The sequence below is a fragment of the Bacillus solimangrovi genome (assembly GCF_001742425.1).
In the GTDB taxonomy this organism is placed as follows: Bacteria; Bacillota; Bacilli; order Bacillales; family Bacillaceae_N; genus Bacillus_AV; species Bacillus_AV solimangrovi.
Genome location: NZ_MJEH01000023.1, coordinates 12,175 through 25,384, shown reverse-complemented (window position 1 = coordinate 25,384; position 13,210 = coordinate 12,175). Strand labels below are relative to the sequence as shown.

Annotated in this window: 11 protein-coding genes; all 11 read right to left on the bottom strand. The window is 35.7% G+C overall.

The window, feature by feature from the left end; all coding sequences use genetic code 11:
* Positions 1-4 precede the first annotated feature (4 nt).
* The 11 genes from yabN to BFG57_RS09855 all read right to left on the bottom strand — a co-directional run bounded on the left by yabN (position 5) and on the right by BFG57_RS09855 (position 13,167).
* Positions 5-1,480: a bifunctional methyltransferase/pyrophosphohydrolase YabN gene (yabN, locus tag BFG57_RS09905; protein ID WP_069717338.1), complete on the bottom strand. Its 1,476-nt coding sequence runs from the start codon at positions 1,478-1,480 to the stop codon at positions 5-7.
* 143 nt (positions 1,481-1,623) lie between these two features.
* Entirely contained in the window at positions 1,624-3,219 is a 1,596-nt protein-coding gene (locus BFG57_RS09900) for a putative polysaccharide biosynthesis protein (protein ID WP_069717337.1), read from the bottom strand.
* Positions 3,220-3,364: 145 nt separating this feature from the next.
* On the bottom strand, positions 3,365-3,904 hold the full coding sequence (spoVT, locus tag BFG57_RS09895; RefSeq protein WP_069717336.1) for a stage V sporulation protein T: 540 nt from the start codon (positions 3,902-3,904) through the stop codon (positions 3,365-3,367).
* A gap of 188 nt (positions 3,905-4,092) precedes the next feature.
* Positions 4,093-7,608: a transcription-repair coupling factor gene (gene mfd, locus BFG57_RS09890; RefSeq protein WP_069717335.1), complete on the bottom strand. Its 3,516-nt coding sequence runs from the start codon at positions 7,606-7,608 to the stop codon at positions 4,093-4,095.
* Between the two features lie 160 nt (positions 7,609-7,768).
* Complete coding sequence (fin, locus tag BFG57_RS09885) at positions 7,769-7,999, bottom strand: anti-sigma-F factor Fin (RefSeq protein WP_069717334.1); 231 nt, start codon at positions 7,997-7,999, stop codon at positions 7,769-7,771.
* Positions 8,000-8,068: 69 nt separating this feature from the next.
* Positions 8,069-8,626 carry an aminoacyl-tRNA hydrolase gene (gene pth, locus BFG57_RS09880; protein ID WP_069717333.1) on the bottom strand — a complete coding sequence of 186 codons (558 nt, stop codon included), beginning with the start codon at positions 8,624-8,626 and terminating at the stop codon, positions 8,069-8,071.
* A gap of 115 nt (positions 8,627-8,741) precedes the next feature.
* Entirely contained in the window at positions 8,742-9,383 is a 642-nt protein-coding gene (locus tag BFG57_RS09875; protein ID WP_069717332.1) for a 50S ribosomal protein L25/general stress protein Ctc, read from the bottom strand.
* 194 nt (positions 9,384-9,577) lie between these two features.
* Positions 9,578-10,531: a ribose-phosphate diphosphokinase gene (locus tag BFG57_RS09870; RefSeq protein ID WP_069717331.1), complete on the bottom strand. Its 954-nt coding sequence runs from the start codon at positions 10,529-10,531 to the stop codon at positions 9,578-9,580.
* 20 nt (positions 10,532-10,551) lie between these two features.
* Complete coding sequence (glmU, locus tag BFG57_RS09865) at positions 10,552-11,925, bottom strand: bifunctional UDP-N-acetylglucosamine diphosphorylase/glucosamine-1-phosphate N-acetyltransferase GlmU (RefSeq protein WP_069717330.1); 1,374 nt, start codon at positions 11,923-11,925, stop codon at positions 10,552-10,554.
* A 389-nt stretch (positions 11,926-12,314) separates the two neighbouring features.
* On the bottom strand, positions 12,315-12,605 hold the full coding sequence (gene spoVG / locus BFG57_RS09860; RefSeq protein ID WP_069717329.1) for a septation regulator SpoVG: 291 nt from the start codon (positions 12,603-12,605) through the stop codon (positions 12,315-12,317).
* A 187-nt stretch (positions 12,606-12,792) separates the two neighbouring features.
* Positions 12,793-13,167 (bottom strand): RidA family protein, encoded by a 375-nt coding sequence (locus BFG57_RS09855; RefSeq protein ID WP_069717328.1) that lies wholly within the window; start codon positions 13,165-13,167, stop codon positions 12,793-12,795.
* Between the last annotated feature and the right edge of the window lie 43 nt (positions 13,168-13,210).

Below are 13,210 nucleotides of genomic sequence, written 5' to 3'. Positions count from 1 at the left end.
CTCATTACTGTTCTTTATTTAAAAAGAACTTTTTTGCCTCTTCCCAAATCTCATCCATCTCTTCAAGACTTAATTGCGCCCATGTTAACTCGCGTTCATTAACCACTCGCTCTATATATTCGAATCTCTGTTGGAACTTTCGGTTAGTTGCACGCAACGCCTCTTCAGGATCAATCTTATAAAAACGGGCAATGTTAACAAGGGCAAAAATAATATCACCAAACTCTCCCTCAACCTCGCCTGCATTACCTGTATGTACAGCTTCTTTAAATTCTGAAAGCTCTTCCTCAACTTTCTCCCATATAGGTGTAACTTCCTTCCAATCAAAACCTACTTTTGCTGCTTTTTTTTGAAGTTCATATGCCCTGTATAAACTCGGAAGGTGTGAAGGAATGCCGCTTAACAGTGATTGTTGCTCATTCTTAGCATGCTCACTCTTTTTAATTTGTTCCCAGTTACTCACAACCTCATCAGCATCTGCTACACTCATGTCACCGAACACATGTGGATGACGTCGAATCATCTTATCTGTTAAATGATAAATAACATCATGAATCGAGAAGTATCCTTCATCTTCTCCTATTTGCGCATGTAGCATTACCTGAAGTAATACATCTCCCAACTCTTCAGCTAAAGAGTCATCATCCTTCTCATCAATCGCATCTAGCACTTCATAAGTTTCTTCAACAAGATATTTCTTTAATGATTCGTGCGTTTGCTTTCTGTCCCATGGACATCCATCTGGGCCACGTAATATTGAGATAACTTCTTTCAACGTAGAGAATTCATGATAAAGTAACGTCTCATCTGTAACAGGTGGTACATAAACACTCGTTAAGTTGTTTATCGTTGTTTCCCTGTCTAATTCAAACAACGGGACTTTTTTTATTATTTCATTCTCGGTACCGGCCGCAGTCGCTATTATAACTTCATAATCATCAGGTAATTTCTCCATAAGTGTCAATTTCACATTTGAAGCTGTTAATGCATCATACACTTGGCAAATAATAAGATGCTGTTTCAATTGCAATTGATTCGATGAAAGATCTGTTGCATCTACCATTTGAAAACCTTCAATTGGATCAATTCTTAATGATGTAAACATCGCATCTAAGAAGCTTTGCCCTCCTACAATTCGTATCATTATCTCCCCAGCTTGTTCTCTTTCTAATAAAAGTTGTACCGTCTTTTCTGCCGTAAGTGGGTGACCAGGCACTGCATATACAATCTCTTTATGTTTTGATTCGCTTATAAGCACCTGTATAATCTCAGCATAAACATCTTCAAACTGGTCATATTTTTCATATATATGATCAAATGAAGTTAGTTTTACACCTTCAGCCTCAATTTCTTGTACCGCAGGATGGTCTATTGTCCTTACAAAAAGATGAGATGCTTGTTTCAAACACCGATAAATACCAATTGACATATTCTCTAATTCGCCAAACCCAAGTCCTATAACCACAATATTATTCTTCATGCCGTTCCCGTCCTTCATTAACTAGTACTTACTTAATTAATAACCTATAAAGTTTGAAACTTTTAAATAATTTTTTATAACTATATTACTTCCATTTATTCTCCTAGTTACATTCAATTAAACATGCAATATTTTCAATAGAGTTATTTTCTTTTCCCAAGAAATAATATGAATTTTTCTCCAAACGGAAGATTCAATAATTCATCAATCGAGAAATAACCTCTCTTTACTAGAGTTCTCCCAAATACGATAACTCCAATCATCACAGTAGTTATTGTTTCTATCCCTGCAAACAAGCGGGAGCCATTCATTACTCCAAACATTTGATCTATGATAAATTGATACACTAAAATTATGAAAATCATATAAAATAAAGAAACAACTAATGATTGCGAAATAAATATTTCACGCAAGTGTACCCCACTTCTTGTCTCGACTTGACGCACCAATAAGGCACAAGTAACCATAGTTGATAAAACTGTTACGATTGCAGCACCATTAATCGCAAACAAATGAACGAAGAGTGGATTTAATACTACTTTTATAGCACATCCAATTGCAATGCTGCGAGCAGGTGTCCAATAGTCACCGTAACCTTGTAACACAGCTACACTCGTTAATACAATTGAATAGAAAAAGATAGATGATCCTGCAATTGCAAGAGTAAATGAACCATCTGATGTTTCATAAAGCATTTGGTTAGCAGGTACAATAACTAGAGCGAGACCAATACTTGCTGCACTTCCAATTGCTACACATACACGATACGCTAAAGTAATATATTTTTTGGTCTCATTATACTTCCTTTTTTTTACTGTTTGCGTAATTAGCGGGACAGATGTTAACGAAAGTGAAACAGCCAATGTTGCCCCCAATTGAACAAATGGATGACTTCGATCGTAAACTCCTTTTAAAACTTGGGCAGCTTCAAGTTCAAAACCCTTACTCATTAAGCTATTTAGAACCGTCATAGCATCAATAAACTGTAGCGAAACAATAAATAAACTACTTATACAAATGAGAAGACCATGTTTGAATAATCTATAAACTACAGGTTTGATAAGCCTTCTCACATACTTGCTATCTAGCTTTATAGAATCGAACTTTCCATGTAAAAAAAACAACAGGACTATTACAGCAGTCAAGGCCCCCAATACAGAGCTTAAAGCTGCGGCAGCTCCCGTCTCATACACATTATATCCATGTGCTAAAAGAAAAATAGCAAACCCTAATATTCCGAAAACCCTTACTAACTGCTCCACTATTTGAGATATTGCAGTTGGAGTCATCCATTGATCAGCTTGAAAATAACCTCTTAATGTAGACAAAAAAGGTACAACTAAAAAAGAAAAAGAAGATGCTTTCAATGGCAATACTAATGCTTCATCACCCATAACCTTTGCAATGGTACTAGCTCCAAAATAAGTAACTATAAATAAGCCAGTTGCCACTAAAGTAAGAGCACTTAATGAAATCAATAATGTACTCTGACGCTTACTTCTATTTCTTTCCCCTGTTAACATTTGAGAAAGTACAACTGGAAAACCATATGTAGAAAGTATAAATGCCGCACTATAAATGGGATATACTTGCTGATATATATAAAAGCCAATATCTCCAGCGATATTTTGATATGGAATTCGGTACACAGCACTTAATATTTTAATAAATAATGCTGTAACTGTTAGCAGCCATGCACCTTTCCAAATACGCTTATGTTCTTGGAAGCTACGATTCAAATTACTCTTCCTTCCACTCCCTTAATTGTTACAATTCCCATTATATCACAAGCCATCAATCACTCCATTAACCATTATGTTTAAGAAAACACTAAACTAAAACCAAATAAAAAAGACGGGTGATTAAGCCGTCTTTTTCGTTTTATTAATGTTCCATTTGGCGTGCAAGAAAACTAGCAGCTGTTTCCGCCGCTTTTTCCTCTACTTCACTAACCGTCTTACCTTCTTTTGAGAAAATGGTTACTGAGCCTATTGGGTCTCCACTAGCTACAATTGGACATATTACGTAAGAAGATATTGTTTCTTCAACACCATCTACAAGCTCAAATGACTGTTCTGATGATTCCATTACAGTAGAACGGTCATTCATTACTTGTTCGATCTTCTCTCCTACACTCCGATTAATGAACTCTTTTTTCGAGCCTCCGGCAACGGTAATATAAGTATCTCTGTCACTAATTAAGATTGTTAGTCCAAGGCTTTCATTAAGAGCTTCAGCGTACTCTACTGCAAAATTACCTAATTCATTTATTGGAGAATATTTTTTCAAAATAACTTCTCCATCACGATCTACGAATATTTCTAATGGGTCACCTTCGCGGATTCGCAAAGTTCTACGAATTTCTTTTGGGATAACAACCCTTCCTAAATCATCAATTCGACGAACGATACCTGTTGCTTTCATTCTTAAGATGCCTCACTTTCATCTCATGATTGTAAAAACTGGTGACTAGGAGAGAACATGTCCTTGAGAAGAATAAATCACCATTTTCTTACCTCTAGTATCCGTAACGTCAGCACATATATACACGTTAAAAACTATATTCCTCTATTTAATTTAAGTTAATTTATTCCTTTTTATAAATTTTCTACCTATTCTTTCATTTCTGGTAGCTTCTCTAACAGTTCCGTTGCGAGTTCTAAACGTTCTTCTTCTGTACCATACTTTCCATCAATCACAATCTTTAATCGTTCTTCATCAGTACCTAACCTAAATGCACGGCGATATTGGTTCGTATATGCAAATAGCTTAGATCCATCAATATTTTTACTTTTTTCTTTCACAACAAAAATAATTATATCTTTATTTTTAACTGTAATGCTCTCAACAAATGCTTTTTTAGCAAGTACTCTCAAATAAGCAACTCTGAATAAATCTTCTACTTCTTTCGGATACTGTCCAAATCTATCCTTTAGTTCTTTTTTCAAGTCATTGATTTCGTCGATGGTATCAACTGAACGGAACATTTTATACATATCAATCTTTTGCTTGCTGTCTGGTATGTATTCTTCAGGAATATAAGCATCAATTGGAATACTTATTTCAACATCAGTCGTCTTATTCTCTGTGTTTGTACCTTTTCGCTCCTCTATAGCATCTTGTAGCATTTGAGAATACATATTAAATCCAACTGAATCAATAAAACCATGTTGTTGAGCACCCAACAAATTACCTGCACCGCGAATCGTTAAATCTCGCATAGCTATTTTAAACCCTGAGCCTAACTCAGTAAATTCTTTAATTGCTTGTAGACGTTTCTCTGCTTCTTCTTTTAAAATTTTATCTTTTTTGTACGTAAAATAAGCATATGCGATTCGATTTGACCGACCCACACGTCCTCTTAATTGATACAATTGTGAAAGACCCATTCGATCTGCATTATGAACAATTAGCGTATTTACATTAGGAATATCTACACCTGTTTCAATAATTGTCGTACTAACAAGTACATCATATTCTCCCTCAAGGAACCCTAGTATAATCGCTTCTAATTCACTCTCATTCATTTGACCATGTGCAAATGTAACTCGCGCATCTGGTACAAGCATTTGAATTTCTTGGGCTTTCCTTTCAATATCCTCAACATGATTATAGAGAAAATACACTTGTCCTTCTCTCGCTAATTCACGTTCAATAGCTTCTCTTACTAATGCGCCATTGTATTCGACAACATAAGTTTGAATTGGAAAACGATTTGCTGGAGGTGTTTCTAAAACAGATAGATCACGAACACCTAACATCGACATATGCAATGTTCTCGGTATCGGTGTTGCTGTTAATGTTAGAACATCAACATTTGCTTTCATTCGTTTAATCTTCTCTTTATGTGTAACCCCAAATCGTTGTTCTTCATCGATAACTAACAGCCCTAAATCATGAAATTCAATATCCTTAGAAAGTATTCGGTGAGTACCTACTACAATATCAACTTTACCTGCTTTCAATCCTGTTAACGTTTCCTTTTGTTGTTTACGAGTTCGGAAACGACTGAGTAAGCCTACCTCTATTGGGAAATTACGAAATCGATCCATCATCGTTTCATAGTGCTGTTGTGCCAATATTGTTGTCGGAACAAGAATTGCTACCTGCTTCCCATTAGCAATCGCCTTAAATGCAGCTCTTAATGCTACTTCAGTCTTTCCATATCCTACATCACCACATAAAAGTCGATCCATTGGTCTTTCGCGTTCCATGTCAGCTTTTATCTCAGATATAGTACGCAGCTGATCTTCTGTTTCTTCATAAGGAAATGCAGCTTCAAATTCTTGCTGCATATCACTATCAGGTGAAAATGCATAACCTTTTGATGCCTCTCGTTTTGCATACAACTTAATTAAGTCATCAGCAATATCTTGAACAGAAGATTGAACTTTGTTTTTCACTTTCTTCCATTCATTCCCACCCATTTTGTATACTTTTGGCTCTTTTCCTTCTGAACCTACATATTTTTGCACTTGGTCAATTTGTTCAACTGGTACGTAAAGTTTATCGTTTCCAGAATAGTGGATGTTCAAATAATCTTTGTGTATACCGTTAATCTCTAATGTTTCAATCCCTAGATACTTCCCGATTCCATGATTGATATGGACAACATAATCACCGACTTTTAATTCTGAGTAACTTTTTATCCGTTCAGCGTTAGACATTTTTTGCTTACGTCGACGACGTTTGGCTTTTTGTTTAAAAAGCTCTTCTTCGGTAATCACGATTAATTGTTGGGACGCAAGCTCAAATCCACTATTTAATGCACCGATAACGATTTGAACCATACTTGGCATGAGCACCTTATTATCATGAAGTAATGTTGCCTCTATCCCGTAATCGTCTAAAACACCCTTTACTTTTTCAGCACGTTGATTGTTTGCAGCCAGAACGACTACAGCATTATTCGATGCTTTCCATCTGGATACCTCACTTTTAAGTAAATCCATTTGTCCATGGAAGTCTTGCATTGATTTACAAGTAATATTTACAATATTTTGTGGGTTTGTATGTGGAACATGACGTAAAAATAACGACAAATAGACTGAAGGTCTGCTCAGACTTTGCATCATTTCAGTTATTGAATGTGATAAACGAAGGTCAGTTAGTATCTCACCCTTTTCTAATAATGCTGTGTGCCATTCTGCTTCTTCATTTTCCAAACGAGATGCCATCTCATCTACTCTGCTCATTTCATCAAATATCAATAATCCATTATCGGGTAAATAATCTATTAAGCTTGCAGGCGTTTCGTACAAAAGTGACATATATTTATAGATTTCGTCAAATGCATGTTTTTGCTTAAGCTGCTCTATTTCATATGTTATATTTTCATTGAGTAACCCTTGTAATTGCTTATTTTTTATTTTATTGAGTGAAGTAGTTAAGCCACTTTGTAAGTTCGTAATTCCTCTCGCATATGCTTCATCATCAAGTAAAATCTCTGATGCTGGACCAATAGAGATAGCGCTTACAGTATCCTTTGAGCGTTGGTCTTCAACGTTGAAGTAACGAATCGATTCTATCTCCGTATCAAACAGCTCAATCCTGACCGGCATATCTTCAGTAAGCGGAAAAATATCTAATATCCCCCCTCTTAAACTAAAATCGCCTGGAACTGATATCATGTCATTCCGTTTATAACCATATTTAATTAGAACAGCAAGAATATCATCTAGCTCAATCTCCATGTTAACTTCAAAATGCAACTGTCCTTTTCGCCACATTGATACATTTGGTAAAAAACGCCGAAGACCTGCAACAGGTGTAATTACAATTCCATTACTTTGCTGACTCCAATAATTTAATGCTTCAATTCGCTGTCCTTTTAACTCAGGGCTTGCAACTGCAATTTCTGAAGCAATTAAATCATTTGCTGGATAAAGATAAACTTCATTCTCATTTACCAGTTCAACTAAATCATCATAAATCTTCTGTGCTTGATAAAGGTTATGAGTAATGATTAATTGTGGTCGACCTGTTTCTTGATAAAGAGAGGCGATAAATACCGATCGAGCTGATCCTGATAATCCAGTTATTAGTTGTTCTTGCAAACCTTCTAACAACCCATTTGACACCGAACGTATTTCACTACTATCTATAAATTGCTTTAATAAACCTCTCAACACATTCCCTCCCTTTAAAAACGAAAATAATAGTATATATTTTTAGAATCGTTGTCTCGGAAATATAAACAGAAAAATGCTTTGGCTCATCTACCAAAGCGTTTTTCAATCATTCTCTTGTTTATTATTCTGGTTCAATTAAGAAAATCCCCTGTTCAAATTAATGAATAAATGATTTCAATTGATGGTAATCTGGATTTTGATTAAGCGTAGCTTCACAATGCTCACATATAGACTTAACCTTAATATCACCATTTTCTGAATGTGTGACCATCTCTTGTCGTTCAGAATCTGATAATTGATGAAAACCGAGACGTTCTAATGACACATTCTGTTCATTAATTTCTCCAATTTTATAGCCACAATGCCTGCAAAAATATAACACTGCCATAGAAATCCTCCTCTTCAATCACATTATTCTCATTATGTACATTGAAAAGGATTTCTATTCTAACCTTTACTAGTTATATTTATTCATAACATCAATAAACGGCATCTCTAACCATGCTTGACAAGCATTAGAAGCATGTTCGACAGCATCATTAATTTTCAGTGTTTCTTCTTCGTTAAATTGACCAAGTACATAATCAACTACAGGTATTGGTGCAACAGGACGTCCAATCCCTAAACGAATTCGTTTAAACTCTGTTGAACCCGTATGTTGTTTAATTGATTTCAAACCATTATGACCACCAGTACCTCCTTTGACACGAAGACGTACCTTTCCTGTTGGCAAATCTAAATCATCATATATTACCATTAAATCGTCTAAATCAATATTAAGGTAATTCATCATCGGAACGATTGATTCACCTGATAAGTTCATATATGTAAGTGGTTTTAAAAGTATAACCTTCTCTCCATTCACCACTCCATCACCATAGACACCATTAAACTTGGATTTTGTAAGTGAGATGTTCAACTGATTTGCCAGTTCATCAATTGCAATGAATCCAGCATTATGTCTAGTCCTTTCATACTTTTTACCTGGATTACCCAATCCAACTATTAATTTCACTCCTTAAACCCCTCTCTGGAAACCGCTGTGTATCCACCTATTATAATCTAATTTACATAGTAAGAAAAAGCGTAACCGACTGACCGGCTACGCCCTTCTCATGTGCTCATCTTTATTATTCATCACCATTGTCTGTTGGCGTTCCTTGTGTGCTCTCTGCATTTTCAGCACTTGATTGAGTTTCACCACTATCTTCGACTTCCTCTGAAGTTGGAGGTACAATTGTGATAACTGTTGTATTCTCATCATCTAAAATCTCATATTGACGACCCGTTTTTAAGTCCTTTACTTCAACGGTATCACCAATTTCTAAATCTGAAACGTCAATATCAATCGACTCTGGAATATCAGTAGGAAGAGCCCTAACATGTAATTGATGGTATGGTTGGTCTAGCACACCACCTTCTTTTACACCCTTTGCTTCGCCGATAATATGTACGTTCACTTCAACATCAATTTTAGAAGACATATCAACAATAAAGAAATCAGCATGTAACACTTCATTTTTTATTGGATCCATTTGGATATCATGAAGCATCACAGCCTCTTTCTCGTTTCCCTCAATATTTAATTCGATAATGCCGTTACGCCCTACATCTTTAATGGTTTTAGTAAACTCTACAGTTTCAACAGCAATTGCTTTAGACTGTTTATTAGCTCCGTATACAACAGCTGGAAACCCACCCGATTTACGTATTTTTGTCGTATTTGAATGTTTTAAGTCTGCGCGTACTTTTGCCTTCAGTGCATTAGACAAGTCAATCACCTTCCTAATTGGATATGTGTCTTATCTAGTTATGCCCTAAAAAGTGTGAAAAACAAACATCAATTCATTATAAATACAACTTAACTATTCAATTCATGAATATATAACACCGTAGTATATTGAAACACTACTTATATCATTCACTTATTAATAATCACATACGAATAAATAGGTCGTCTCTTTTATCAATCAAATAAAGTACTAACAGATTGCTCTTCATGCACACGAATTATTGCTTCGCTCATAAGTGAGGCTACAGATAATTGTGTTAACTTATCAATGTGCTTTTCAGCAGGCATAGCAATTGAATTAGTTACAACAAGCTCTTTTATTTTCGAATTCTGAATACGATCAAGTGCCGGACCAGATAGTACTGGGTGAGAACAACAAGCATACACTTCCTTAGCACCATTCTCTACAAGAGCATTAGCTGCTAATGTAATCGTACCAGCTGTATCAATAATATCATCGATTAAAATAGCAGTTTTCCCTTCAATATTACCTACTATATTCATAACTTCAGCAACATTTGGTCGTGGGCGACGCTTATCGATAATAGCAATTGGTGCTTTTAGACGATCCGCCATTTTTCTAGCTCGAGTAACTCCACCATGATCTGGTGAAACAACAACGATATCATCAAAGTTCTTCTTCTCAAAGTACTCTGTTAAAATAGGTACTCCTACAAGATGATCAATTGGAATATCGAAGAAGCCTTGAATTTGAGGTGCATGTAGATCCAATGAGATTACACGTGTAGCACCAGCAGTTTCAATTAAGTTAGCAACCAGTTTCGCAGTAATTGGCTCACGTGAACGCGCTTTGCGATCTTGACGTGCATAACCATAATAAGGAATGACAACGTTAATTGTTTTTGCAGAAGCACGCTTCAATGCGTCTACCATAATAAGAAGTTCCATCAGATGTTGATTTACAGGATTACTTGTTGATTGAATTACATATACATCACAACCACGAATACTTTCTTCAATATTAATCTGTACTTCCCCATCACTAAAACGAGAAACTGTACATTTCCCCATTTCAATACCAATTTTCTCAACGATTTCTTCTGCTAGACCAGGATTCGAATTAAGAGAAAAGACTTTCAAACTTCCATCAGGATATTGTTTTGGCATGGATAGAACCTCCGTTATTATTATTTATCGCGAGTTAAGCGTGCAGTATAACCTTCTTTATTTGTTTGACGACTACGAGCGATTGCTAACGCTTCACCTGGTACATTTTCAGTTATAGTAGACCCAGCAGCTACGTAAGCACCTTTACCTATTGTTACAGGAGCGACTAAATTCGAATTACATCCAATAAACGCTCCATCTTCTACCTTAGTAAGATGTTTATTTCGACCATCGTAATTTACAGTAATAGTCCCACATCCTATATTTACATCTTCACCAATTTCAGCGTCACCAATATAACTTAAATGTGATGCCTTACTTCCGCGACCTAATGTTGATTTTTTCACTTCAACAAAATTACCTATTTTCACTTGGTCACTAATTTGTGATGAAGGACGGATATGTGCGAACGGACCAATTTGTACATATGAACCAATGTGGCTATCATAAGCTGTTGAATGACGAATTACTGTTTCATTTTCAATATGGCAATTGCTAATCTCAGTATTCGGTCCAATCACACATTCTTGCCCAATGATTGTGCCACTCCTCAAAATACTTCCTGGTTGTATAACTGTATCTTGACCAATCATAACATCCGCTTCAATGTATGTTTGTTCAGGACTTACAATCGAAACTCCATTTCTCATGTGCTTTTCTAATATGCGTTGCTTCATAACCTTCTCAGCCTGAGAGAGCTGGACACGGTCATTAACTCCTAGTGTCTCTAAGAAATCATCTGTTTGGTAAGCCGAGATAATTTCACCCGCAGATTTTAAAATTCCAATAACATCAGGCAAATAATATTCGTCTTGGGCGTTATCATTCTTCACTTTACTTAGTGCATCAAATAATGCCTCGTTATCAAAACAATACGTACCTGTATTAATCTCTTGAATCATTAACTCAGATTCAGATGCGTCCTTATGCTCGACGATTCGAATTACGTCCCCACTCTCACTTCTAACAACTCGACCATAACCAGTAGGGTTTTCCAATCTAGCGGTTAGAATAGTGCCTTTTGAATTCATGTTCTCATGATGCGTTATAAGCGCATCAATCGTTGAAGGTGAGATTAAAGGCGTATCACCACAAATAACAACAGTAGTACCTTTTTTATCTGCCAAGATTTCTTTCGCCTGCATCACTGCATGCGCTGTTCCTAACTGCTTATCTTGCAGTACGTAATCGCTCTTATCTCCGATTTGTGTTTTTACCATTTCGGCACCATGCCCAACTACAGTGACTACTGTCTCAATAGCAAGTTCGTTTAGATGATCAACGACATGTTGAACCATTGGCTTCCCACAAACAGGATGAAGCACTTTATATAATTTCGACTTCATACGAGTACCTTGTCCCGCAGCTAATATAACTGCATAACGATTTATCATTACAAGCCTCCATTGCACCCTATTTATCCATTTACGAATATATCCTAAAAACATATCTATTTCAACAATTGCTCTAAAATGTATATTAATTTATAGATCATTACAGCTTTATCGTTACATTAATTGGTTAAAAAATAGATAAAAATACTAATAAACTCACATAATGGGGTTTATTAAATTTCAAATGATGCTAAAACTCCCACTTCACAACTTAGAAAAAACAACGAAGTTTATACGAGAGAAGAAGCATGAATAATTACCCAATTGGTTCATCAAATCATCAGTGGAGGATGGACGAACCTGACTGCTGATAGAAGTTTCATTTTATAAGATCAATATAGAAAGACCCAATCATAAAATGATTGGGTCTCATAATCTTTTCTATTATTTTACGAAGCTCCCGCTTCTTCAAGTTCCACTTCCATTTCACCAGCGCGGTGGTATTCTGCTAATACCGCATCTTGAATTTTACCGCGTGTATATGAGTTAATTGGATGTGCGATGTCGCGGAATTCTCCATCTGGAGTACGCTTACTTGGCATTGCGACAAATAAGCCATTATTTCCATCAATTACACGAATATCATGAATAACAAACTCATTATCTAGTGTAATTGAAGCAATAGCACGCATACGTCCATCTGTGTTAACACGGCGTAATCTTACGTCTGTCACTTCCATTATGTCTCACCACCTTTTCCCTATATAAAAACTTATTACCAAATATTCAACGAGTTTCTAGGAATTCCTGCTATATTACAAAAATTTTATGTAAAAAAATCCTTAAATTTTAAATTTTGTTTATTATCGACTTATTTTTATGACTTTAAACCTTGTAATTATAAAAAAAAAGAAGGGTTACCCCTTCTTACTTTACAAGTGCAATTACTTCTATCTCAACACCTACATCTTTTGGCAAACGTGCAACTTCAACACACGAGCGAGCTGGTTTATGTTCACCGAAATATTCCCCATACACTTCGTTTATTAGAGTGAATTCATCCATATTTTTAATAAATACTGTTGCCTTTACTACAGATGATAACGATGCTCCTGCTTCTTTTAAAACAGCTTGTAAGTTTGAAAATACTTGGTGTGTTTGAGCTTGAATATCTCCTTGAACGAGTTCACCCTCCGCTGTTAATGGAATTTGCCCCGAACTATAGAAAAGATTATTAACGACAATACCTTGAGAATAAGGACCAATTGCCGCTGGTGCTTTGTTAGTATGAATTGTATTCATGGATGTAACCTCCTCTTTTTATTACATTAAAATAATCATTTTA